Source organism: Gillisia sp. Hel1_33_143, from assembly GCF_900104765.1.
Taxonomy (GTDB): Bacteria; Bacteroidota; Bacteroidia; order Flavobacteriales; family Flavobacteriaceae; genus Gillisia.
The window spans coordinates 3261514-3286463 of record NZ_LT629737.1; the positions used below are offsets into that span (position 1 = coordinate 3261514).

Genomic DNA, 24950 nt, shown 5'->3' on the forward strand with positions numbered 1-24950 from the left:
ATTGATCTATAATTACTTCAACTCTAATTCGTTTAGAAGACTTTCAACAGATTCATTGTCAATAAATAATCTCTTCCAAATAGCATAATTCAAAAAGTTCCAAAATAAAAAACCTTTAGAATTTTTTTGTAATTCTTTTAGGATCTTAATATCTACGACCTTTGCTGCTAAGGGTATTAATGGGTTCATTACACCTTGTCCAATCCAATCTGTCGGTGAAATAAAGAAACCTTTCTTTTTTCTATTAATTATAAACTCTGGCACATCATTTTGTCTGGCAACATAATGCAATAGACCTTTCATTTTTTTTAGTTTAAGATCCCAAGGAAGAGACATATTATATTTTATAAGATTTTCATTATTGAAGGGGTAATATATAATATTTTTATGTGCTTCAGCAATTTTGGACCATATACCCTCTGTCGCAGATTTATCTCCAATAAAATCTAAACTTGTCATAATTTCATACAAAGATTTATCTGATACATTATCTATAATTTTGAGTCTATTAGAATTAATCTGTTCTTCTGTTACATTAAAATATTTTGCTACCCATTTTTTATCACCTTGATTCCCTATAGACCAAATAAAATGATCCTTATTTGCAAAAGGAAGGTGTTTAGTATCTCTATAGCGCTTAGCAATATTTAATTCCTTAGACAAACTGTGGTCACCAAATTTCCAAATAAGCTTAGGAAACGGTGGAATAGATAATAATTTATACTTTAACTTTTGAGAATTATTAAGACTATTATGGCTTGGTGAACCAAAAAATCCATCAGCTCCTTGACCAGAAATAACAATTTTATTGTTTGGCATGTTTTTAAACAATAAATTGAACATTACCGTTTGTAAATGAAACAAGGGCTCTTCTGCTAGATATATAGATTCAATTACACCTTTTACATAATCATTATTGGTAAATTCTTTATGTTGGTGATCTGCCTTAAAATATTCTGCTGCTGTCTTAGCATATTGCGCCTCTCCAACTTCTTTATTGTCAAAAGGATAGCATGTAGAAAAAGATGTAGAAATATTAAACTTGTGATATAATATCTTATAAAGTATGGAAGAATCTAAACCTCCACTTAACATACTCGTCACCCTATCTTTTACAGGTCTTAAATTTGTTAAACTTTTTTCTAACAAATTTTTAATTTTATCCTGATAATTTTCAGCGTTAGAATAAACGAGATCTTTGTTACTACTTTTGCTGAAGGGTGCATAATCCTTATTTTTAAGAAGAACTATCGCATTACCGTCTAGCTGTACACTAATTTTTTCACTTGGTTTTAATTGAAAAATATCCTTATATAAAGTGTTAGGAGCTGTAACAAACCTATGAACAAAAAATTCTGGTAAAATAGCTGTATTCTCAAAGAGTTGAACACCTGCTTTCTTTAATAATTTAATATGACTCGAAATAAGAATTTCATCTTCTGTATGATAGTAATAGACCTTTCGTCCCGATAGTATTTTCTTTTCAACATTTAATCTGCCAGATGTCTTATCAAAAAACATACTTACATAATCTAAAGCTGAATTATCATCGTTTTGAATCACATTTCCAGTAGGAGTCTCTGTAAACGTTAAATCATTATCATTTTCACTAACACTATTTAAAAAATTATCATAGCAAATCTGTATCTCGAAATTATTATAATTGTATATTATCTCATTCTCCAATTCTGGAAAATGAAATTTTTGTTGTTTAATAGAAATCTTAATTAAATACATAATGTAATAGTAATTTGTTTTTAGTTATCCAAAACAAGGATTGATAAACGATAAAGAATAAAATAGAAACTCTTTTTTATTATTGATATTATATTAAAAACAAATTAGTTTTTATTATCAGGAATTTTAGTTTTCAATAACGGGGCTATCGTATTTGTTAATAGTGAAGCTCCACGTTTGTTTAGATGATGATAATCTTTAAAATAGTATTTATTTTTAAATACTGATTTTTCATTAAAATTATAGAACTCTCCCTTATCCTTAAAATACCTATCGATATCTGTACGATTAGTGAAGTTATATGTATAAGGAGCTTCTACCAATATAACTGGAATATTATGTGATTTAATTAGGCTCAGATTACTCTCGAAAGCAGATAATTGCCCTTTTTTAGGCGACCATGTTTTATCTTTTACATAGTCAAAATTATTCGTCCCTAAAGTTTCTACATACCCTCCACTAATATATTTCTCTTCTATAGGGTACTCGTTTTTTGGTGCTTTACTTAATATTTTATACGAGATAATATTTATAAAAGAATTATATACTGCTAAATTACTAGAGGTTAACGACATTTTTACGAGTGATAAATCTATATTATCGCGCGAAGATAATAAATTCAAAGTGGACTCGACACCCTCGCTCATAAAAGTAACCGGATAAACTTCGTAAACTACAAGCTTAGGATTTAATTTATTTAAATATTCATTAAGAATATAATTAGTTTGAATATGTGTTTGAGAGCTAGTACCTAAGTTAAAAGTCTTGAGACCATATTCATTTAAGATTCTTGGATCAAAACTTCTATAGGAATGAGAAGATCCAATAAATAACACATCTAAATCCTTAATTTTATTAGCTTCAGAAAATCTAAACTCGTTAAAGCCACTCTCTGGCTCATACATAATATTTGCATTTGTTCTTCTCATTAAAATATCACCAAATAATAATACTGCTATTATGTAAGCAACTAAACCAAAAAGGATAAAAAAGAAAAGATTTATAAGAAAAGGTCTCATATATTAAAATTGAAAATAAATAAAACTGGTTTTTTCAGTAAACATAAATACACCTATCAAAAAAATAATAAAACAATAGAAGGTCCATCTCAGAAACTTAGACTTAACAATAGCTAAATGATCCAATGCATGTTCTCCTTTTCTCCCATACCATTCAATTCCAAAAAAGAATATTATTAAGATAATTAAAATCTTTTGTAAACCAATAACATCCAAATCAGGTGGGTATACGAAAAATGACTCAGAAAAAATACTTCCAATATAACTAATAGCATGACCTAAATTCTCTGATCGAAAAAAGATCCAAGCAAAAATTGTTAAAATAAATGTGCTCAGCATTTGTAGGAACTCCTTTAAGCTTGGGAACATAGAATTTTCTGCAACCATTCCTAAATTATTTCGATTTTTGTTAGATAGTAATAAGGGCAAAAAGTAGATAGCATTTAAAGCACCCCAAATAATAAATGTCCAATTAGCACCATGCCAGAAACCACTAACAATGAAAATTATAAAGGTATTTCTAATTTTCACCTTAACACCTCCTTTACTTCCACCCAAAGGAATATATAAATAATCTCTAAACCAAGTAGATAAAGAGATATGCCACCTTCTCCAAAACTCTGCACTATCTCTGGAGAAATAGGGAAATGCAAAATTCTGCATAAGATTGAATCCAAATAATTTTGATGTTCCTATTGCTATATCTGAGTATCCACTAAAATCACAATATATCTGTATTGTAAAAAGAAGTGCGCCTATAAAAAGAGTACTGCCAGGTAGTTCTGCAGAGTTTTCGAAAATATAATTAGCATATACTGCACAATTATCTGCAATCACAACTTTTTTAAATAATCCCCATAAAATTTGTCTTAAACCATTTACTGAATTTTCATAAGAAAAATTTCTTTTTTTATAAAACTGGGGTAATAAATTGGTCGCCCTTTCTATAGGTCCAGCAACTAATTGAGGAAAAAAACTAACAAAAGCAGCAAATTTCACAAAATCGTTTGTGGGTTTTAAATTACCTCTGTAAACATCAATACTATAGCTTAAAGTTTGGAAAGTATAAAAACTTATACCGACTGGTAGGATGATATTAAGCGAATTTGTATTTAGCTCATATCCAAAAATTGAAAACGCACTTTTAAAATTATCGATGAAGAAATTATAATATTTAAAAACTCCAAGAAATCCAAGGTTAACTAATATGCTAATCCATAATAGTATTTTCTTATTCTTTGGAGAATTTGTACTTACAATTCCTCGACCTATCCAGTAGTCCAAAATAGTACTGAAAATTATTAAAGATAGGAACCTATAATCCCACCATCCATAAAAAACATAACTGGAGAATGCAACTAGTAAATTTTGATGTTTTAAATTTTTATTGAAAACAAACCAATAGAGAATAAACACTATTGGTAAAAAAATTGCGAAATCTAAGGAATTGAATAACATTTCAAAGTAATGATATTAAAATTCTTTTTATGAATCATTATTGGTTTGACAAATAAACCAACTAAAATTTTGTTCTAAATTTACTTATAGTTCAATATGAATTTTGCGATTTTTTCACTAACCTCTGTACCAGAAGTTTTATATAAATGATTACCATCTGTATATTTATACACAATGTACTCCTTGGTAAGATCTAAGAAAGGTACATTAAATTCTGAAGAGGTATTACTTAACTTAGAATCAAATTCCGGATATACACTATTCTCCATTTCCAAAAATTCGGTAGATACAGGAAGACGCACTAAATACACCTTACCATATTCCTTTAGGAAGGAAATAGTTTTTTCAAAATATTCATAACGTTTGTCTGAAAATTTGTAAACTTTTAGAAGTTTTTTGTAAGATTTTATTTTTGATTTGTTTCTTACCTCAAAATCCTTTTGTTTCATAGATATATTAACCTCATTCCAACCATCAGGATGTAGAAAATCATCATCTATATAATCAAACTTTTTAGTAAGTATATAAATGTACGGATAAGAATATTCTTGATATAGATATTCGAAATTAGGATTGGAAGTAACACTGCTTACCGTTGCTAAAAATTTATCATTTTCTCTGAATAATCCTACATCATTGGCATCTTTATGTCTACTAGAAACACTATAAGGGTCTACTGTAACGATAAAAATTCCATCCTTGGTATTTCTGTCAATTTTTTTCTTAATTGCCTCCAAATAAACGGGACCATAAGGACTGTGGGCTACGGTAAATGCAAAATTATTCACATCTGATCTATTTAGAATTCCATTTATTACCGCTGGTTGGAGTCCTTGAGCAGCCTTTGAGGTACCTAATATGAGCGAACTCTGTTTAGAAGAGGTGAAGTTTGTATAGTATGAATCAGAATTTCCATCAGCTAATAGAAATATTCCTATCGCTATTAAGCTTAGAAACATCAAAAACATCGATATTTTAATTAAAAAACTTTTCATATTAAAATTGGAAATAAATAAATGCTTGTTCCTTTCCATCAAAAAGAAAGATCAATGTTGCAATGAACATATAGAAGCCCCATCTAGCATAACGTGAAGTTTTAAACCCTAATTTTTCTATTGCATATTCATTGCGCCTTCCAGACCATTCTATGGTTATGAAGAATAATAACAATAGAATAATCATAAAAGGAAGAACAGTAGGTATACTAAATAATGTTTTTGAAAAAATCTCTTTAAAAATACTTAGAGAATGTCTAATATTTTCTGCTCTGAAAAATATCCATGCTAAAACGGTTAAAAGAAAAGTTCCTAACATACTAAGCAACTCTCTCATATTAGGTAAGGAAGAATTTGATGCTACAACATCCAAATTACCCCTATTTCTATTAGTTAAAAGTAAAGGTAGAAAGTACAATGCATTCAAAAATCCCCAAATCACAAATGTCCAATTAGCACCATGCCAAAAACCACTAACAATAAATATTATAAAAGTGTTCCGTATTTTGAGCCATACACCACCTCTACTACCTCCCAGAGGTATATAAAGGTAATCACGAAACCAAGTGGATAGTGAAATGTGCCAACGTCTCCAAAATTCTCCTATGTCTCTTGAAAAATATGGAAAAGCAAAATTTTTCATTAAATTAAAACCAAACAATCTTGAAATTCCTATTGCGATATCAGAATAACCCGAAAAATCACAATATATTTGGAATGTAAAAAATAATGCACCAATTACTAAGGTGCTGCCAGAATAATCATCGGAATTATTAAATATTAAATTTGCGTATTCTGCACAATTGTCTGCAATAACAATTTTTTTGAAAAGTCCCCATAAAACCTGCCTAAGACCATCTATAGCTTTTGAATATTCAAATTTTCGATTTCTATAGAACTGCGGAAGTAAATTAGATGCTCTTTCTATTGGACCAGCCACTAACTGCGGAAAAAAACTAACGAACGCAGCAAATGATATAAAATTCGAAGTAGGTTTTAAATTACCTCTATATATGTCTATAGTATAACTGAGAGTTTGAAAAGTATAAAAGCTTATACCTACCGGTAATATTATATCCAATGAATTGGAATTGATTTCATTACCGAAAAAACTAAATGCAGACTTAAAATTATCCAGAAAAAAATTATAATACTTAAAAAAACCTAAGAAACCAAGGTTAATTACAATACTGCACCATAATAGAATTTTCCTTTTTGAAGGAGCATATTCTTTTGATAACGCAATTCCAATAAAATAATCAACTAATGTGCTGAATATAATTAGGCTTAAAAATCTCCAGTCCCACCAACCATAAAAAACATAACTAGATACAGCTACTAATGAGTTTTGCCATTTTAAGTTCTTGTTAAATACAAACCAATACAGAATAAAAACAATCGGCAAGAATACTGCGAAATCTAGGGAATTAAATAACATAATTTAAGATCTACTAATTTCCTATGGAGTAAAATTCAAAACCAATTTTCTCTTTTGTTGCTCTTTCGAATAATCTTCGACCATCAAATAAAAAGGCTGGTTTCAACATATTATCGTAAATCTCTTTCCAATTCAATTCTTTAAACTCATCCCATTCTGTTAAAATAGCTACAGCATGAGCGCTTTCACAAGCTTCTTTAGCTGAGTTTACCACTTTTACGAGAGATCTGTTCTCTGAATCTGTTCTTGATCCTAAATAATCTAAATCTGCATAAATCTGCTCTGCAGTAACTTTTGGATCATATACAACAATTTCAGCCTGTTCATTTAAAAGATAATCTGATACATAGATCGCTGCAGATTCTCTAGTGTCGTTTGTATCTTTTTTGAAGGCCCAACCCAAAATCGCAACTTTTTTTCCTGAAACTGTGTTATATAATGTCTTTACAATATTAGCTGCAAAACGCCTTTTTTGATGATCATTCAAAATTATCACCTGCTCCCAATAATCTGCGACTTCTGTAAGACCATAAGATTTAGCAATGTATACAAGATTTAATATATCTTTTTGAAAACATGATCCACCAAAACCAACTGATGATTGTAAAAATTTCGGACCGATTCTCGAATCCATCCCGACAGCTTTAGCAACTTCATTAACATCAGCTCCCGTCTTCTCACATAACTCACTCATAGCATTTATGCTAGAAACTCGCTGTGCTAAAAATGCATTGGCCGTAAGTTTAGATAATTCAGAAGACCAAACATTCGTTGTTAAGATATGATCTTTGCTCACCCAGTTTGCATAAACATCCACTAATGCATTAACAGCTTCCTTGCCCTTATCAGAATCAATATCTCCACCTATTAATACTCTATCTGGAGCTAATAGATCTTGTACCGCTGTTCCTTCTGCTAAGAACTCCGGATTCGATAGGATTTGAAAGTTTACTCCATTTCCTGTGTTCACTAAAATGTTTTTTAAGGCCTCTGCTGTGCGAACAGGTAAAGTAGATTTTTCTACAACAATCTTGTCCGATGTTGAAACTCTAGCGATCTGCCTAGCACATAATTCAATAAATTTAAGATCTGCTGCCATCCCCTTACCCATTCCGTAAGTTTTGGTTGGAGTGTTAACAGATATAAATATCATATCTGCCTTGTCAATAGCCTCATCTACATTAGTAGAAAAAAACAAGTTCCTATCTCTTGCCTCCGCAACAATATCAGATAAGCCTGGTTCATAAATTGGGATATTATTTACATCCCTATCATTCCAAGCAGAAATTCTTTTTTCATTGATATCTACAACTGTAACATTTATATGCGGACATTTTTGAGCTATTATTGCCATGGTTGGACCACCTACATATCCAGCTCCAATACAACAAATATTTTTAACTTTCATTCTATAATTTTTTATCACATTTATCACCTAAAACACCCTTAACATCATAAACCACCGCTTTTTCTGCTTTTAAAGCATCAAAATTTATTTCTAAAAATTCATTATGAGAAACTGCAAGAACTATAGCGTCATACTTCTGTTTAGGCAATATTTTCGTAGTCTCTAAAGAATATTCATGTTCAACTTCTTTAGGATTTGCTAAAGGATCAAAAACGGTAACATTCATACCATATTCTTTCATGTGCTTAATTACATCAACCACCTTGGTATTTCTTACATCCGGACAATTTTCCTTGAAAGTTATTCCTAAAACTAGAATATTTGCCCCCTTAACTTTTAGGTCATTATGCAACATTAACTTAACAACTTCTGACGCTACATATTGTCCCATAGAATCATTCATTCTTCTACCAGCAAGTATAATTTCAGGATGATACCCCAATTCTTGAGCCTTCTGAGCTAAATAATAAGGATCTACACCAATACAATGACCACCAACTAGTCCTGGCTTAAATGGCAGAAAATTCCATTTGGTTCCAGCGGCTTCTAACACGTCATGTGTATCAATATCCATCATATTAAATATTTTAGCCAACTCATTTACGAAAGCAATATTAATATCTCTTTGCGAATTCTCAATTACTTTTGCTGCTTCTGCAACTTTAATCGTTGGTGCCAAATGTGTACCTGCAGTTATTACATTTGCATATAAATTATTCACTCTTTTTCCAACTTCTGGCGTAGATCCAGCAGTAACTTTTAAAATTTTCTCTACCGTATGCTCCTTGTCACCCGGATTAATTCTTTCTGGTGAGTATCCTGCAAAAAAGTCTACATTAAATTTAAGACCGCTAACACGCTCTAAAACCGGCACACATTCATCTTCGGTAACTCCCGGATATACCGTAGATTCATAAATAACAGTATCTCCTTTTTTCAATACTTTCCCTACACTCTCACTACTTTTATATAATGGAGTAAGATCTGGTCTGTTATTTTTATCTACCGGAGTAGGAACAGTAACAATATAATAATTACAATCTTTTATATCTTCCAATTTAGTAGAGCAAAATAAGCCGTTGTCGTCCGATGGTGTATCAACCAAAGCAGATTTTAACAATTCATCTTCAACTTCTAATGTACTATCATGACCACCCATTAATTCTGCAACTCTACTTTGATTAATATCAAATCCAATTACTGAATATTTAGTTGCGAACAACCTAGCTAAAGGCAATCCAACGTAACCTAAACCGATTACTGCTATTTTTGTATCCTTATTCATCTATATTTTATATTAAAACTTCCATCAAAAGATAATAATGAAAGAAGATATTATATTTTATTTATATTATTTTAAATTTTCCCAATACCATTTTACCGCTTCCTTAAGCCCAGATCTAATATCAAATTCCGGATCATAACCTAAGGTTGATTTTGCCTTGTCTATTGAAGCCAATGAATGTGGAATGTCACCAGCTCTTTCAGGTCCATGCGTAATTTCAACATCTCCAATCTTTGGATCAAATTCTGATAAATATTGCTTTAGTAATGTAGTTAATTCTAAAAGGTTTGTTCTGTCTCCAACAGCAGTGTTATAAACTTCATTAGCCGCTTTTTCACTTTCCGAACTCAATGCTAATAAGTTCATTTGAATTACATTATCAATATAAGTAAAATCACGAGAATACGTACCATCACCATTAATCACAGGAGATTCATAATTCATAAGCTGAATTACAAATTTTGGAATAACCGCAGCATATGCTCCATTGGGATCTTGCTTTCTTCCAAAAACATTAAAATATCTAAGACCTATCGTATCTAAATTATATGCTTTTTTAAAAATATCTGCATAAAGTTCATTTACATATTTGGTAATAGCATAAGGAGAAAGTGGTTTTCCTATAATATGCTCTACTTTTGGTAGATTTTCGGAATCTCCATAAGTTGATGAACTCGCTGCATAAACAAATCTTTTCACATTTGCATCTCTAGCAGCAACCAACATATTTAAAAAGCCAGAAACATTTACATCGTTACTGGTAATAGGATCTTTAAGGGATCTAGGTACAGAACCTAAAGCAGCTTCATGCAAAACATAGTCAACACCTGACATGGCCTTATGGCAAGTCTCTAAATCTCTGATATCACCTTCAATTAATTCGAAATTAGGATCTTTCTGAAGTTCCAATAGGTTTTCTCTCTTTCCAGTTGAGAAGTTATCAATGCAAACTACTGATGCACCTACTTTTAGAAGTGCTTCACATAAATTTGAACCTATAAATCCCGCACCACCGGTAATTAATACTTTAGAAGAACTTAATCTTGAATACTGTTCCTTAACCATTTAGATCGAAATTTTTTCAATTACAAGCGGCAAAGATAGCATTTCTTAATTAAGGCGCTACAAGGTATATCTTAAAGAAAACAAAAAACTCTTAATATTTCAGTGCTCAATAAATCAAATAATTCCATTTGCTATTTTCATTAAGTACTCACCGTATTTGTTTTTAGAATAGTATTTTCCACTTCTAATGAGTTGATCTTTATTAATAAAACCATTGCGATATGCAATCTCTTCTATACAAGCTATTTTCAATCCCTGTCGTTTTTCTATAGTATGTACAAAGTTAGAAGCTTCTAAAAAAGATTCGTGAGTCCCTGTATCTAGCCAGGCAAATCCTCTACCCATTAATACCACTTCTAATTTCTCTTCAGCTAAATATTTCTGGTTCACACTCGTTATTTCTAATTCCCCGCGCTCGCTAGGATTTACAGATTTTGCTATTTTAATAACTGAATTTGGATAAAAATAAATGCCCGTTACTGCATAGTTACTTTTCGGATTAATTGGCTTCTCTTCTATACTCTTAACTTCACCTATACCATTAAAATCTACAACTCCATATCTATGTGGATCGTTTACGTAATACCCAAAGACGGTTGCTTTTTTATTTTTGGAATTTTCTACTGCTTTTTTGAGCATGCTCGTGAACCCTTGTCCGTAAAAAATATTATCTCCCAATATCAAACACACGTCATCTTCCCCGATAAATTCTTCCCCGATAATAAAGGCTTGGGCCAAGCCATCGGGAGATAGTTGTTCTTCAAAAGAAAATTTCATCCCCAACTCTTTTCCATCTCCTAACAACTTTTTAAAATTGGGAAGATCTTCGGGGGTAGAAATTATTAAAACTTCGCGCATTCCTGCTAACATTAAGACAGATAAAGGATAATAGATCATCGGTTTATCATAAATGGGCAATAGCTGTTTAGAAATTGCCTTTGTTATAGGATAGAGCCTAGTTCCGGTTCCTCCTGCTAATATTATTCCTTTCACACTTTATTTGTTAGGGTATTTATTTAAATAATAATCCTTATATTTTCCGGAAGTTAAACGATTTAACCATTCCTCATTATTCAAGTACCAGTCAATTGTTTTCTCTAATCCTATTTCAAAAGTTACAGATGGCTTCCATCCTAAATCTTGATAAATTTTTGAGGCATCAATAGCGTATCTTTTGTCATGACCTGGTCTATCTTTAATATAATTAATTAAATTTTCAGATGCTCCTTGATTTCTATTTAATTTTTCATCCATTTTAGAACAAAGCAATTTTACAAGATCAATGTTCTTATATTCATTAAACCCACCTATATTATAGGAAGATTTATTTTCGCCTTTATGAAAAGCTAGATCAATTGCTTTTGCATGATCTATAACATATAACCAGTCTCTTGTATAATTTCCATCTCCATAAACAGGCAATGGTTTACTCTCAATAATATTCTTGATAAAAAGTGGAATCAATTTTTCAGGAAACTGATTTGGACCATAATTGTTGGAGCAATTTGAAATGATATATGGCAAATTATAAGTTTCTCCATATGCTCTTACGAAATGATCAGAACTTGCCTTAGACGCGGAATATGGAGAATTTGGTTTATATGGAGTTGTTTCTGTGAACAAACCCTCTTCGCCTAAAGTTCCAAACACTTCATCTGTACTAATATGATAGAATAAATTATTTCCAGAAGCCTTAGACCAAGTATTTCTTGCAGCATTTAGTAAATTTACAGTCCCGATCACGTTTGTTTTCAAAAATATTGAAGGATCATGAATCGATCGATCCACATGAGATTCTGCTGCTAGGTGAATAATTTTATTAAATTTATAGGTATGAAATATATCATCTATTTTCTCAGCATTACTAATATCTACCCTTAGAAAATGATAATTTTTTTCATTTTCAATATCTTGAAGATTTTCTAAATTTCCGGCATAAGTCAAAGAATCTAAGTTATAAATTTCATATTCAGGATATTTTTTGACAAAACGACGCACAACATGAGAACCTATAAACCCAGCACCCCCAGTAATTAATATCTTAATTGGATTTAAATTGTCGATTTTCTTTATCATATCTAATAATTCAAAATTCTTATCATTTTTTAACCTAATATTTTATTATTATGGTAAATTTTAAATAGTCCAACCTCAGAAGTTTGTTATTAATCTGTAGTTTTCAAATAGTATAATACCTGATTTTTTAAAACTTTTTCAAATCCTAGTTCCATCAATTCTTTCTCTAATAAACTTTGCGAACTATAAATTATTTTGTTTGGATATGAAGTGGTTAAAAACAGCGCTAGATTTCTCTTTTTCTTTAGAATATTTTGAATCTTTATCTGAAAATTAGAATTTTCTAAATTCTGATTAAAATCCGAAATTCCTAAAGAGGATGAAGGATATAAATAATTAAAAATATGGCTTTTATTACCATAAAAATAGACATCTATATCTTTTCCCAAAAGCCTTTGCCTCTCATATGTGATATCTGTAATATAATCTGCTCTCTGTTTAGTAGTTCTAACTAAATATAACTGATGAATGTTTAGAGGTGCATTTAAATTCCACATATTGTCATCTTCATATGGACTAATAACTTTTACAGTAATACCTAAAAAACATATTAAAATTAAATTACCTATCCAGAATCTAGCATTTTTAGGACTCAATATTATGAGAAGAAATGGAAATAATAAAAATAAAAAAGCAGCTTTAAGTAAACCAGTATTAGATCCAAATGGATGTATAAATAGCATGAAAATAAATAAGATAATTATTTTAAATTTTATTCCATAAATACTAAACTTATTTTCTATAAGATAAATTGTAACAAAACTAAAGGCTATTGATACGTAATAAAGAGTAAAATTATATTTATACACAACGCTTACTGTTATTGCCAAGAAAAATTGAGCTAAATAAAATAGGAAATAACTCATTTTGATGTTTCTAGCTCTTCCAATATTAAAAGATAGAACTTTATATGTTAAAATAAAATATAAACTGAACCCAAATATTTTAGCAAGATCTTTTAAATATGATATTAGCAGTAAACCAGGTTTGTGGCTCGAAGTATTTATTTCTGCCAAAAAGTGTTCAGAAAAGTTGTTATTAATTAAATAAAATACAGATAGAGTAATAGTTGAAGTTAAAACAACATACAGCATTGGAATTTTTAAATGTATTGATCTTTTATAGTCTCTATAATTCTCTTCAAATAATAATAGAGCAAACAAAATAGGTATTAATATTAGATTCGGAAATCTTATAAAAACGGCTATTATTACCAATACTGATAGCAACAGAATCTTGTATCCTTTTTTATTAATTAAATAACTGTAACATGTAAAAAAGATTAAAGTTAGAATAACAGTCGTTAAAGTATCATATCCAAGAATATTTGTATTAAGCGAAGTTGTAAGTATTAACAAGATAGTAATATAATTCAATATGTCTTTTTTACTAATAATTTTTCGTAAAAAAACTATTGTAATTAGACCTGGAATAAGAAGTAATAAACTATTTATAAATCTAAAAACTATAACCTGCTCACCAAATATTCTTGCTATAAAATTTATAAATAGAGAACTTAGGATGAATGAGAATTTATATTGATCATGTACTGGATGAATAGCCTCATTTATGTGATAAAAAGAATCTGTAAAATCTAATCCATAGAAAATTGTAGAGAAATAAATTACTATTGCAACTACAACTAAAATTGAAGATAAATAATTTAAAGAATTCGCTCTCATTAAAAATTTATTAAAATAATTGATCATTTCTAACAATTGGGAATATGAGGTTACAAGTACTTCTGCACAAATATACAAATGATAAACAGAAACCTAAAAACAACCATCACCTTCCATTTTTTCTTAAAAACTATAACCAAATTGTAATAAAACAGGCGCTAATGTTTACTAAATTTTTAAGTTTATTTTAATAAATTAGTAACTTAAACTTTTAAGTTATCTAAATTGCTTTAATTTGATTAAAAAGATTTATCAATTTTGAATAAATTAAATTTACGAAAGAACTATACTCAATTAAATAGTTCATTTCCAAAAAATATTACGTTTAATATTGGCGTAGACGCAGGTTTTTTTTCTGAATTTAATAATATGGTATTGGCCATGTTATATTGCTTACAAAATAAAATTAGATTTACCATATATTCGAAAAAGGCTAATTTTGCTCTGAAGAATGGTTGGACAGATTTCTTTATTCCATTTTGCGAAGAAAGCAGTTTTTACTTACATAGTAGATATAATAAAAGAAGTTATCAAATAAGAAATTCAAACCTTTTACCCCCTAAAGTTTTAAAAAAAATTACAAGAAGTAATTTACTAACTCAAGATATTTGGAACTATTTCAGAAATGAAGAATTTTTTAATACTAGATTTAACATCCCAGAATTAGGGCTCGATAATTCATGCTTATTAGATGCCACACAAGTAATTATTAAAATGATATGGCAATACGATCCTCAAAGTAAAAAAATCATTGATGATCATATAAATTCTCTAAATATTCCTCAAAATTATATTGCATTACATATTAGGTCTGGCGATAAATTAATCGAAACAGATTTATATAATATTCAATTATATATGAAAAAAGCTATTGCCATAAGTGATGTAAAAAATGCTTTTATTCTAACCGATAATTACTCTATTATTGAACAGCTTTTAGAGAACTATCCAGATTGGAAATTTTACACTCTTTGTAATCCATCAGAACGAGGATATATACATGCAGATTTTGTTAATAAAGATAAAACTCAAAAATTTTCACAGCACTTAAAATTATTCGCTAGTATGGATATCTGTTATAACTCTGATAAATTTATAGGTACTTATAGCTCAAACCCCGGCATGTTTATGGGAATGAGAACAGGAGAAGATAAATGCTTTTGTATTGATTACGATTCCTGGATCTTATGGTAATCATTGATGTTATAACATTTTACTGGTTCAAACGAACATCAAATAACACTATTAATTAGATTTGATATCTTAACAACTTCAGTTAACTCTAGACTTGCATATAAGGGTAAACATAAAATGGTTTTTGATATTTCTTCAGAAATTTTCATCTTCTTATACGTTACATAACTTAAAGTGTTTAAGGATGGGTAAAAATAACGACGTGGATAGATCTCATTTTCATTCAAGAGCTTCTCAGCTTCTATCAACTTTTCTTCATTTTGAAAAACTATTGGATAATAACTATAATTCCATTCTGTGTGCTCCCTAAGTTTTATAGACCTTATTCTATGAAAAAAAAGGCTATCATTGTATTTATCTACTAGCACTTTTCTAATAGCAATAAGTTGACCGACATAAGGCAAAACTGATAATCCCATAGCTGCTTGCAATTCACTCATTTTTGCATTAATTCCTAAGCCGTGATAATTCAAAGCCCCATCATGACCAAAATTATGACTATAAAATAGTTGTTTATAAAGTTGATCATTCCTAGAGAATAATGCTCCACCTTCTCCAGTATGAAAAAGTTTAGTTGCATGAAAACTACAGGTGCAAACATCACCAAAATTGAAAATAGAATCACCCTGATATTTTACTCCAAAGCAGTGTGCTGCATCGTATATTACATTCAGGTTAAATTTTCTTGCGATAGCAGAAATCTTATCTATATTACATGGATTTCCAAATACATGAGTAGCAAGAATAGCTGTTGTATTTTTAGTGATTGCAGCTTCGATCTTATTCTCATCAATTGTCCAATATTCAGGATCGATATCTACAAATACCGGAATACAATTCTCCCAAACGATAGAAGATGTGGTGGCCACATAGCTAAAGGGTGTTGTAATTACTTCTCCTTTTTTTGCTAATATTTTCAATGCAATCTGAATAGGCAAAGTTCCATTTGTGGTAAGGATTACATTTTCAATATTTAGATAACCCTTGATTTCAGATTGCAATTGAAACAATAATTCACCGCCATTTGTTAATTGATTACTTTCCCAAATCACTTTCAATTTAGACTGATACTCCTCTCTAGGAGGTAAAAATGTTTTAGTAACTGGAATCATTTCTTTAAGATCAAATTATATAATTCATTTAGGCTTTCAAACTTCAAGAGAAAAGCCGATAATAGATATAGCGATAGTCCTATAATACCTCCCATTAAAACTCTTATAATGTCAAAATTAGAATTTAACTGATATCTATCTAAAAAGAAAACTATAGCTCCGACTATAATAGATAATAAAAAGGTTGGTAATACATCTTTCAATTGTTGAATAGCAGAGTAACCAATAAACTTACCAGTATATTGCGCATTTACAAAGAAAGCCAAAATAGAGATTATAACTTGTCCTATGAGCATTGGAATAATTCCTAAGCGGACCGTTATAAGTAATGTTATTAGAATTAATCCCTTTTTTAAAACTTCTATTTTTAAAAATAGATCACTTCGACCTTTTACATTTAGGATATTGAGATTGTAAGAATGTAGAGGTAAGAGAACTCCAGTTATACAAAGAATCTGAAAATACGGAACAGCAGGTAGCCATTTATCTGTAAATAATAAGCTAAAAGTTGGTTCTGCTAAAACTGCTAAAAAAGTTAATACGGGAGTCAGAACAAAGACCACAATTTTAATTAGCTTTTTATAAACTCGTTTTAACTGCACATCATCATTCTGAATTACAACAAATAACGGGAAAGTCACACGATCTAATGCGTTTGTTAAATTGTTGACAGGCAATTGTTTCATCGTTTCTGCCCTAGTATAGAAACCTACCTGTGCAGGAGAAAAATATTTTCCAATTACAATTAGAAAAATGTTACTAAAAACTTTATCCAATAGTTCGGATATTGTTAATTTATACCCATATTTAAAATGACTTCTAAATTTATGAGTATTAAAACATAACTCTGGACTCCATTTTGAATATATCCACAACTGCACAGTATTTAGTATTGAAGAGAATAAACTACTCCAAACCAAACTCCAGACACCATACCCGGCAAATGCCATATATATCCCAATACCTCCTCCTACAATCGCTGATGGAATTGAAATAATAGTTTGTGTTTTAAAATCTAATTTTTTCGTTAGTCTAGCTAACTGAACTGCAGAAAAAGCTGTTACTATAAATGATAGGCAATAAACTCGTAGAATCCCCGTAAGCTTGGGCTGCTCATAAAATATTGCAATATACGGTGCTGTTATAAAAATTAGAAAGTAAATTATAAGACTTACAATCAAATTGTAGTAAAAAATAGTACTGTAATCTTCATTATTAAGATCTTCGCTCCTTATTAAAGATTTATTCAGACCACTATGCAATAGCGTATTCCCTACTGCTACGAAAATTGCTATCATCCCAATCAAACCAAATTCTGCTGGGGTTAATAATCTTGCAAGTATAATGGAAACACCAAAACCAACGAGTTGATTTCCAAATTGCTGTGCATACGTCCAAACCAACCCAAATGTCGCCTGCTTTTTTAATGACATTTATAAAGATTATTCAAAGGAGTTATTTAATATTTTCTTTAAAAATACATACAATAGATTTAACAAAAGGATGTTCTTTTAATAGATTGCTATTTGAACTTATAATCTAAGAGTTTGATTCCTATTCCTATTACTATATTTACTGAAATTTATAAAATTTGCAACTATGCCAACGCTTAAATTATGGTTTACCGATTTTGACCTAAATTTTAAAGTGGATGATAATTATATTTATCATCTTTTAGCAAAAGTTTATACCATTGAGCTAAATTCAGAAAATCCAGATTATTTAATTTACTCATGTTACGGTCATAACTTTCTTAATTATAGCTGTATAAGAATATATTATACTGCCGAAAATTTGATTCCAGACTTTAATCTGTGCGATTATGCCATAGGCTTTTCTAATTTGGAATTTGAAGACAGATACTTAAGGTTTCCATATTTCGCCACATTTGAAAATCAGTTTAATGATCTTCTTTTAGTCAAGAATTATGATTATTCCATCATTAAAGAGAAACCATTTTTTTGCAATTTTATTTTCGCGAATTCTAATGCCGATCCTACTAGAGATACCTTTTTCCATTTACTAAGCAAATATAAAATGGTTTCATCGCCGGGGAAACACCTAAATAATATAAAGATGGATGTTGGAGAAAGATTTTCAAGGGATTGGATGTATTCAAAGATAAACTTTCAATCTAAGTGTAAGTTTTCAATAGCTTTTGAAAACACATCTGCACCAGGATATACCACAGAAAAGATACTTCACGCTTTCAATTCCAATACAATACCTATTTATTGGGGAAATCCGGAGGTATCTCAAGATTTCAATGCTGCTTCCTTCATAAATTGTCACGATTATGAAAATTTTGAAGATATTATTAGTGTAATCAAATCAATTGACAATGATGACACAAAATACCTGGAAATGCTCAATACTCCCTCATTTAGAAACAATATCGTTCCTAATCATTTAGAAAATACTAAACTTTTAAATTTCTTCGAAACTATTTTTAGTAAAGATAAACTGAAAAAAAGATCTCAGTTTGGCGCTCAATTAAAATACGAATTAAGCCTCAAAGCACAAATGCAACTAAAAGATAAATTTTCAAAGTATTCAAAAATTTTAAAATTTTTGAAATAAAAATGTAATCTGAATTTTTTTAAGAAAATTAGGCTCATTGTATCAATTGCTAATTTCAAAATTGAAACAGTGAAATTAAAATTGGCATCAAACTCACAACAATAAAATTACAGTTCCACTGCCATAATAAGTATTATACTTTTCTCCTCGTTAAACTTATACTAAACCATCCGAATAAATTTTATATCAAAAGCATAGAATGTATCTTCAATTATTAAATCAATTAAAGAAATTATGAAAGATTACGGAACATTATCTCAGGCAATGAATATATTGAAACTTGAGGAGGGATATGAACATGATTTTAATTTACTAGATGAAAAGATTGAGCTAAAATCTCAGAAAGAATCTTATGCTACTAATGAATTTGATGTAGATAAGGTATTAAGATTTGAAGGTATGAGTAACCCAGATGATAACTCTATATTATATGCAATTACCACACACAACGGTAATAAAGGTTTACTTGTAGACGGTTACGGAATTTCCGGAGGGCAGATATCTAAAGAAATGATGGATAAGCTAGATTTGAAGGAAAACAGACCGACAGAATAGATAGTTAATATAGTATTAAACCATACTATAAATTTGCAGTACGTTAGATACTATCGTAATTTTGAATAGTAATTAATATTTCAATAAAAGAAAACTATGAGTTATTTAGGACTTGACAAGAAAAAAACATCCAATACAGTAAAGGAATTAAATATTCTTTTAGCAGATTATCATTTGTATTATCAAAAATTAAGAAATTTTCACTGGAATGTAATCGGTAAAAATTTCTTTGATCTTCATGAAAAATTTGAAGAGCTTTATGATGATGCAAAATTGAAGGTTGATGAAATTGCAGAGAGAATTCTTACCCTAAGATTCCAACCAACAAGCAATTTAAGTGATTACTTAAAAGCATCTAGTATTAAAGAATCTGAATCTGACATTTCTGATTCAAATATGATCAAAATACTTTTAGAAGATCACGGAACCTTACTTAAGCAAATGAGAAAAGTTACAGAAATAGCTGAAAAAGGCGGAGACGAGGGAACCATAGATCTTATTGGTGCTTATATTAGAGAACTTGAGAAAACAAGCTGGATGTTAGATGCATGGAAAATGAAAACAACAGAAAACCATAAACCAGTATAATAACATTTAATAAATGTTTGAAAAATTTGATTTCAATAAATCAATTAGGGGAATTTGGGATAAGTTAGCCGAGTGGCTAGATTCAATTATTCTAAATTTCCCTAATTTTATTTTAGCCTCCTTAGTTTTCTTATTCTTCGTGATGGTTGCAAAGTATGCTGCAAAATTATTTGATGGCATACTTAGAAAAAAAGGGTCTCAAGATTCTATAAGACAGATCACAGCCAAAGTAGTGAAAGTTATAGTGATCTTAATAGGGTTTTTCATTGCGTTAGGATTATTAAACCTAGATAAGATCTTAACATCTATACTCGCTGGTGCGGGTGTAGTAGGTTTAGCAATAGGTCTAGCTCTACAAGGTACTCTTAACAATACATTTTCTGGTGTAATTTTAAGTTTCTTACCTGAAATACAAATTGGAGATTGGGTGGAAACCAATGGTTTTAAAGGTGAGATCATGGAGATCAACCTTAGAAGCATTATTATTAAAGAGCCGGATAATAATTATGTAATGATCCCTAATTCTAAGATCATAGATGAACCTTTTAAGAATTACACAAGAACTAATAGATCTAGGGTAATGTTAGATTGTGGCGTTTCTTACAGTAGCGATCTAGAATTTGTTCAAAATCTTACTAAAGAAACATTAGAAGATATTTTTCCACAACGAGGTAATGAGGAAATTGAATTTATGTATCAGGGATTTGGAGACAGTTCTATCAACTTTGTAGCCAGATTTTGGACAGATGTAACGAATAGTAAAGATATCTTAGTTGCAAAGAACAAAGCTATTATCGCAGTTAAGAAAGCCTTTGATAAGAATAATATCAATATCCCATTCCCTATAAGAACTATAGATTTTAGTAACCAGTTATCGGTTAATAAGCCCAACATAGAGCCTTAAGGAAGGTAAAAAGATATAAATATTCATAAAAAAGCCCAATCTATTTATCGGGCTTTTTTTATTCAATATCATTTTATTCTTAGAATGTTAAACCTAAACCAACACTTATTCTGGCTCCTTCATCTCCAGAAAAGAGACTTACATTTCCACTCAAGGAACCTGCACTGTTAATCCAAAATCCTCCACCGTAGCTATCATGCCATGCCTTACTTGCATCTGTTTCAGACCAAACTCTACCTATATCATATCCTCCAAAAACACCTATCTGAAGTGGTAAAAATCGTGTTTTAAATTGATCAAAACTATAACGGAGATCACCGCTTGCAACAAAATATTTTTTACCGGAAAATCTGTCTTCTCTAAATGAACGCAATCCGTTATCTCCTCCTAATTGAGCAGATTGATAAAACTCATAATCATCTCCTATATTAACTTGGGCTTGCGCTGAAGATTTTAATACGAGCTTTCTACTTGGTATTAGCGCATTATAAAACCCTAAGTAAGGTTTGAAATAACCGTAAACCTGGTCTACATCTGCAGTATTTACCTGTCCTCCTAAATTTAGTTCAAACTTCATCCCTCTGGTAGGATTTAAGATATTATCATAACTTTCATATCTATACATCGCATCTGCTCCTGCAAAATATTTTCTTGAAAATAGATTTTGATCATCAGAAACAAAATCATTGGTTATAAATCTACCTTCATCCTCTTTTACCTCAACCGTTTCAAATGTAGCTTTGTATCCAAAATAACTTCCAAAAGGAGATTGGCGTACAAGTCCTAAGTGAATTCCTAATTTTCCAACTCCTACTCTATTATAATCATACCCTAAATCGTCATCATAATTCTTAGTTTGATTTCCATAACCAAAAAAGTTCTGAGTGAAATTCGGATTATTGAAATATCCTCCAACTTCTAGATTGAAATTACCTACAATATTTGCAAATTCTCCTGCATACGAAATATAATAACTATCTGTACCAAAGTAATATCCTACACCATAAGTATGTTGAGAAGTAAACGGGTTTCTCTTAAAATCAAAATTAGATTTTACACTTTCCACGCCTATCTTAAATCCTTCATCTGGGTTATACCCAAATCCCGGAGTAATGCTATTAGAAGAATAGATCTTTTTATCTTTATCATAAGTATTTCTATTATAACTATCAGACAGTCTCACTTTAGCTGAATTAGCCTCGATAAATGTATTGGGCTGCGATTTATAATCGTGTATCTTTAGCTTGTTGCTATTTTTCACACTATATACATCATTATTCTGCCCACCAATAATTCTTAGAAATATATAATTATCTCCCTCTCCTCCAACGTTTATCTTATCATCATCATCCAACCCGTAGATCCAGATTTCATTGGTCTCTTCTTTACTATACGTTTTTTCACTTAAAATTTCTGCCCGTTTCCCATCTTTATCTCTACTGATCTTTACATTTGTAAGACCATTTGGCATTCTGGTAATATCAATAAAATCATCTTTATCTGTACCAGTCACGATCGCTAAGGTTGCCAAATAATCATAATATCTTTTAGAAATATCCACAATATTATCTCTTCTACCCTTTAACTTCTGTATTAGATCTTTAGAAGTTTCCCCTTGAGTTTCTGGTGGAAGTTTAGAGAAAGCATCTTCAATAACATCATTTGTGATATGTTCTTGCACATATTTTGCTTGCTGCAACCAGGTTTCTTTACCTACATTTTGTAACAATTCTCTATCTAATCCAGTGGCAGCGGTATTAAACCATTTAACGTTATTGATATCCTCACCGTAAACCGCAAATTGTTTTGCAAAACCACTTATTCCTCTCAAAGTACCAAAGAACGCACCGTCAAAATTTGAGAATACCTGGTCTCTATCTCTTGGCACCGGTTCAAACATATGTAAACCATCTTCTGTATCTTTTTCAGACCATCTCCATTGATCGCTATGTCTGTCCCAATCTCCAATAAGCATATCAAAAACACGAGCTCTAACATATGCAGCTTCATCTAACTTATATTTCTCATCTTTTCTAAGCTTCTCGAACATATCTTCTGTACTTATGATATCTTCATTTGGATATCCGAATGAAGGATAACCCTTCCAGCCTTCTTCCGGTCTTTCCTCTATCATATAGATCTCATCACCGTGTCCATTATTATATTTACCTAATGTTTTTTGCTTCGGAAGATAATATACCTTAGGGTTGGTGTGATTAATATTAACTGCATCTGCAAGCGTAGGGATAGCAAGAAAACCATAAGGATGAGCAGAGGTATAAAAATCCTGAACCAAGTCTTCTGCAATTGTATTCTCCAATCCATCTTGCATTGCATCACCTTTAAAAGCAACAGTTTGCAAAAATTGTATAGCCTTTTTCTTAACTCTTCTTAAATTATACTCTCTACCTAAAGAATCTTTAACTCTTACAGAAATAGTTTGGTGACCTCCACCTTCTCTAATTGGAGTTAAACCTCCGTATAACGTATCAAGATCTGCAACTTTTAAAGTAACATCTGTTCCATATAATGCGCGATATCTATCACCCCAAAGCGTTTTAAAGGCTTCACCTTTCTCGGTTTCTTCTTTACTATAAACCGACGCTATTTTGGTTGCTTCAAAATCTTCAGGAAAATCTGAGCTATCAAACTCTTTTGGAGCTTCAAAGACTTCTTTTTGATATAATAATACCAGCTTATTATTTTCACTGCCAAAATAGCTTACCCAAGAAGAACCATCTTCAAAAACATCATAAACAGCAAAACCTTCTCCTGCAGAAGCAAAGAGTCCATCATTACTTAATACAACATAAGAATCTTTAGATCCAGAACCAGATACTATTTGGCGAATACTATCATGCTCTATATATTGTAGCCCATGTTCATGTCCAGAAACAAAAATGGATCTCTTATGGTTTTGCACTAAAGCCTTTAATCTAGCAGCAAGAGATTTATACCTTTCATTTTGGGCATCTTGAATAGATACTCCTCCACTGGTTCTAATTAAAGATGCCAAAGAACCAAGTACTGGAATAGGAATTTTCTTCTGGGCCGGATATATATGTCTTGCAAAATTATACTGTCCTCCATGAACACCATTGGTGAACACCGGATGGTGCAATGCTATTACTACAGTTTTATCCTGATTTTTATCTAATTCTGAAGCAAGGGCATTGAACATTGCTTCTCTAGATTTGATCTGTGGACTGTTATCATTAATTAAAGGATGCCTGTCCCAATCTTCTAAATACCACTGAGAATCAATAATTAAAAGTTGTATCTTTTCTGAAATATCTACACTTTCAAAACCATTACCGGTATCTGGAGCCCATTTTAATTTCTCAGGATATTTTTCCTTTAAATAATCTTTTTGTCTATTTAAACCTTCAATCCCTTCACTATACCAATCATGATTTCCAGGGATAAAGATTACATTTCCATCGTAACTTTCTAAAGCATCCAGCTGTGCATCCAATCTATATTCAGATTGTTCTCTAGAGGGATTATTCTTAGAAGGCATTCCAACAGGATAAATATTATCCCCTAAAAAAATAGCGTAATTATCTGTACTATTTACAGAATTTATATAACTTTTAAAAGCCAAAAGCGCGGCAGAAGAGCCTCCAGGCGGCGAATAACCAGCATCTCCCACTAAATAAAAGGTTTTCTCTATTTTCTTATTTAATGGATATTCAAAATTGCTTGAAGGCTCTCCAGTTCTATATTTGGGAGCGTATGTTGAACAACTTAAGATTAAGAATAATCCAAGGATAGTTAGAATTATGTTATTTTTTTTCATAGAAATCGAAGAGACGTTTTTTTTTTCTAATTTGGCTTGATCTTAATAGAAATTT

General features: G+C 30.6%; 19 protein-coding genes. 5 read left to right on the plus strand and 14 right to left on the minus strand.

Annotated elements, in window-relative coordinates:
- Positions 1 to 12: 12 nt before the first annotated feature.
- The 11 genes from BLT84_RS15170 to BLT84_RS15220 all read right to left on the minus strand — a co-directional run bounded on the left by BLT84_RS15170 (position 13) and on the right by BLT84_RS15220 (position 14163).
- Entirely contained in the window at positions 13 to 1737 is a 1725-nt protein-coding gene (locus BLT84_RS15170; RefSeq protein ID WP_091267543.1) for an asparagine synthetase B family protein, read from the minus strand.
- A 104-nt stretch (positions 1738 to 1841) separates the two neighbouring features.
- Positions 1842 to 2756, minus strand: a complete 915-nt coding sequence (locus tag BLT84_RS15175; RefSeq protein WP_091267545.1) for a hypothetical protein — start codon at positions 2754 to 2756, stop codon at positions 1842 to 1844.
- Between the two features lie 3 nt (positions 2757 to 2759).
- Positions 2760 to 4214 carry an MBOAT family O-acyltransferase gene (locus BLT84_RS15180; protein WP_091267548.1) on the minus strand — a complete coding sequence of 485 codons (1455 nt, stop codon included), beginning with the start codon at positions 4212 to 4214 and terminating at the stop codon, positions 2760 to 2762.
- Positions 4215 to 4294: 80 nt separating this feature from the next.
- Positions 4295 to 5209, minus strand: a complete 915-nt coding sequence (locus BLT84_RS15185) for a hypothetical protein (RefSeq protein WP_157717955.1) — start codon at positions 5207 to 5209, stop codon at positions 4295 to 4297.
- A gap of 1 nt (position 5210) precedes the next feature.
- Entirely contained in the window at positions 5211 to 6647 is a 1437-nt protein-coding gene (locus BLT84_RS15190) for an MBOAT family O-acyltransferase (protein WP_034888124.1), read from the minus strand.
- A 13-nt stretch (positions 6648 to 6660) separates the two neighbouring features.
- A complete protein-coding gene (locus tag BLT84_RS15195; RefSeq protein ID WP_034888122.1) occupies positions 6661 to 8055 on the minus strand; it encodes a nucleotide sugar dehydrogenase in 1395 nt (464 codons plus the stop codon).
- A 1-nt stretch (position 8056) separates the two neighbouring features.
- Positions 8057 to 9340 carry a nucleotide sugar dehydrogenase gene (locus BLT84_RS15200; RefSeq protein WP_091267553.1) on the minus strand — a complete coding sequence of 428 codons (1284 nt, stop codon included), beginning with the start codon at positions 9338 to 9340 and terminating at the stop codon, positions 8057 to 8059.
- A gap of 66 nt (positions 9341 to 9406) precedes the next feature.
- Positions 9407 to 10405 (minus strand): SDR family oxidoreductase, encoded by a 999-nt coding sequence (locus tag BLT84_RS15205; RefSeq protein WP_091267555.1) that lies wholly within the window; start codon positions 10403 to 10405, stop codon positions 9407 to 9409.
- Between the two features lie 114 nt (positions 10406 to 10519).
- Positions 10520 to 11398, minus strand: a complete 879-nt coding sequence (gene rfbA, locus BLT84_RS15210; protein ID WP_091267558.1) for a glucose-1-phosphate thymidylyltransferase RfbA — start codon at positions 11396 to 11398, stop codon at positions 10520 to 10522.
- A gap of 3 nt (positions 11399 to 11401) precedes the next feature.
- Positions 11402 to 12481: a dTDP-glucose 4,6-dehydratase gene (gene rfbB, locus BLT84_RS15215; protein WP_091267561.1), complete on the minus strand. Its 1080-nt coding sequence runs from the start codon at positions 12479 to 12481 to the stop codon at positions 11402 to 11404.
- An 89-nt stretch (positions 12482 to 12570) separates the two neighbouring features.
- A complete protein-coding gene (locus tag BLT84_RS15220; protein WP_172822460.1) occupies positions 12571 to 14163 on the minus strand; it encodes a hypothetical protein in 1593 nt (530 codons plus the stop codon).
- Positions 14164 to 14421: 258 nt separating this feature from the next.
- Between BLT84_RS15220 and BLT84_RS15225 the strand changes: the two genes are divergently transcribed.
- Entirely contained in the window at positions 14422 to 15357 is a 936-nt protein-coding gene (locus BLT84_RS15225; RefSeq protein WP_091267567.1) for a hypothetical protein, read from the plus strand.
- 38 nt (positions 15358 to 15395) lie between these two features.
- Here the strand turns inward: BLT84_RS15225 and BLT84_RS15230 are convergent, their stop codons facing one another.
- Together BLT84_RS15230 and BLT84_RS15235 are read right to left on the minus strand one after the other, a co-directional pair.
- Complete coding sequence (locus tag BLT84_RS15230) at positions 15396 to 16469, minus strand: DegT/DnrJ/EryC1/StrS family aminotransferase (RefSeq protein WP_091267570.1); 1074 nt, start codon at positions 16467 to 16469, stop codon at positions 15396 to 15398.
- A complete protein-coding gene (locus BLT84_RS15235; protein WP_091267573.1) occupies positions 16466 to 17902 on the minus strand; it encodes a lipopolysaccharide biosynthesis protein in 1437 nt (478 codons plus the stop codon). The genes BLT84_RS15230 and BLT84_RS15235 overlap by 4 nt, the downstream gene beginning before the upstream one ends.
- Before the next feature lie 166 nt (positions 17903 to 18068).
- On the opposite strand from BLT84_RS15235, the gene BLT84_RS15240 reads away from it, so the two are divergent.
- From BLT84_RS15240 to BLT84_RS15255, 4 genes are all read left to right on the plus strand, one after another.
- Positions 18069 to 19049, plus strand: a complete 981-nt coding sequence (locus tag BLT84_RS15240) for a glycosyltransferase family 10 domain-containing protein (RefSeq protein WP_091267577.1) — start codon at positions 18069 to 18071, stop codon at positions 19047 to 19049.
- Positions 19050 to 19283: 234 nt separating this feature from the next.
- Entirely contained in the window at positions 19284 to 19604 is a 321-nt protein-coding gene (locus tag BLT84_RS15245) for a phosphoribosylpyrophosphate synthetase (RefSeq protein ID WP_091267581.1), read from the plus strand.
- Positions 19605 to 19700: 96 nt separating this feature from the next.
- Complete coding sequence (locus BLT84_RS15250; protein WP_091267583.1) at positions 19701 to 20192, plus strand: Dps family protein; 492 nt, start codon at positions 19701 to 19703, stop codon at positions 20190 to 20192.
- Positions 20193 to 20205: 13 nt separating this feature from the next.
- Positions 20206 to 21096, plus strand: a complete 891-nt coding sequence (locus tag BLT84_RS15255; protein WP_091267587.1) for a mechanosensitive ion channel family protein — start codon at positions 20206 to 20208, stop codon at positions 21094 to 21096.
- A 79-nt stretch (positions 21097 to 21175) separates the two neighbouring features.
- On the opposite strand, the gene BLT84_RS15260 is transcribed toward BLT84_RS15255, so the two are convergent.
- A complete protein-coding gene (locus BLT84_RS15260; RefSeq protein ID WP_091267590.1) occupies positions 21176 to 24895 on the minus strand; it encodes a metallophosphoesterase in 3720 nt (1239 codons plus the stop codon).
- Between the last annotated feature and the right edge of the window lie 55 nt (positions 24896 to 24950).

What these genes read in the sequence shown, in the direction of transcription:
- BLT84_RS15175 (WP_091267545.1), bottom strand. Translation starts at nt 2,756, where the DNA reads ATGAGACCTTTTCTTATAAATCTTTTCTTTTTTATCCTTTTTGGTTTA.
- BLT84_RS15240 (WP_091267577.1), top strand. Translation starts at nt 18,069, where the DNA reads ATGCCAACGCTTAAATTATGGTTTACCGATTTTGACCTAAATTTTAAA.
- rfbB (WP_091267561.1), bottom strand. Translation starts at nt 12,481, where the DNA reads ATGATAAAGAAAATCGACAATTTAAATCCAATTAAGATATTAATTACT.
- BLT84_RS15220 (WP_172822460.1), bottom strand. Translation starts at nt 14,163, where the DNA reads ATGAGAGCGAATTCTTTAAATTATTTATCTTCAATTTTAGTTGTAGTT.
- BLT84_RS15245 (WP_091267581.1), top strand. Translation starts at nt 19,284, where the DNA reads ATGAAAGATTACGGAACATTATCTCAGGCAATGAATATATTGAAACTT.
- BLT84_RS15260 (WP_091267590.1), bottom strand. Translation starts at nt 24,895, where the DNA reads ATGAAAAAAAATAACATAATTCTAACTATCCTTGGATTATTCTTAATC.
- BLT84_RS15200 (WP_091267553.1), bottom strand. Translation starts at nt 9,340, where the DNA reads ATGAATAAGGATACAAAAATAGCAGTAATCGGTTTAGGTTACGTTGGA.
- BLT84_RS15250 (WP_091267583.1), top strand. Translation starts at nt 19,701, where the DNA reads ATGAGTTATTTAGGACTTGACAAGAAAAAAACATCCAATACAGTAAAG.
- BLT84_RS15255 (WP_091267587.1), top strand. Translation starts at nt 20,206, where the DNA reads ATGTTTGAAAAATTTGATTTCAATAAATCAATTAGGGGAATTTGGGAT.
- BLT84_RS15195 (WP_034888122.1), bottom strand. Translation starts at nt 8,055, where the DNA reads ATGAAAGTTAAAAATATTTGTTGTATTGGAGCTGGATATGTAGGTGGT.
- BLT84_RS15170 (WP_091267543.1), bottom strand. Translation starts at nt 1,737, where the DNA reads ATGTATTTAATTAAGATTTCTATTAAACAACAAAAATTTCATTTTCCA.
- BLT84_RS15180 (WP_091267548.1), bottom strand. Translation starts at nt 4,214, where the DNA reads ATGTTATTCAATTCCTTAGATTTCGCAATTTTTTTACCAATAGTGTTT.
- BLT84_RS15230 (WP_091267570.1), bottom strand. Translation starts at nt 16,469, where the DNA reads ATGATTCCAGTTACTAAAACATTTTTACCTCCTAGAGAGGAGTATCAG.
- BLT84_RS15235 (WP_091267573.1), bottom strand. Translation starts at nt 17,902, where the DNA reads ATGTCATTAAAAAAGCAGGCGACATTTGGGTTGGTTTGGACGTATGCA.
- BLT84_RS15205 (WP_091267555.1), bottom strand. Translation starts at nt 10,405, where the DNA reads ATGGTTAAGGAACAGTATTCAAGATTAAGTTCTTCTAAAGTATTAATT.
- BLT84_RS15190 (WP_034888124.1), bottom strand. Translation starts at nt 6,647, where the DNA reads ATGTTATTTAATTCCCTAGATTTCGCAGTATTCTTGCCGATTGTTTTT.
- BLT84_RS15185 (WP_157717955.1), bottom strand. Translation starts at nt 5,209, where the DNA reads ATGAAAAGTTTTTTAATTAAAATATCGATGTTTTTGATGTTTCTAAGC.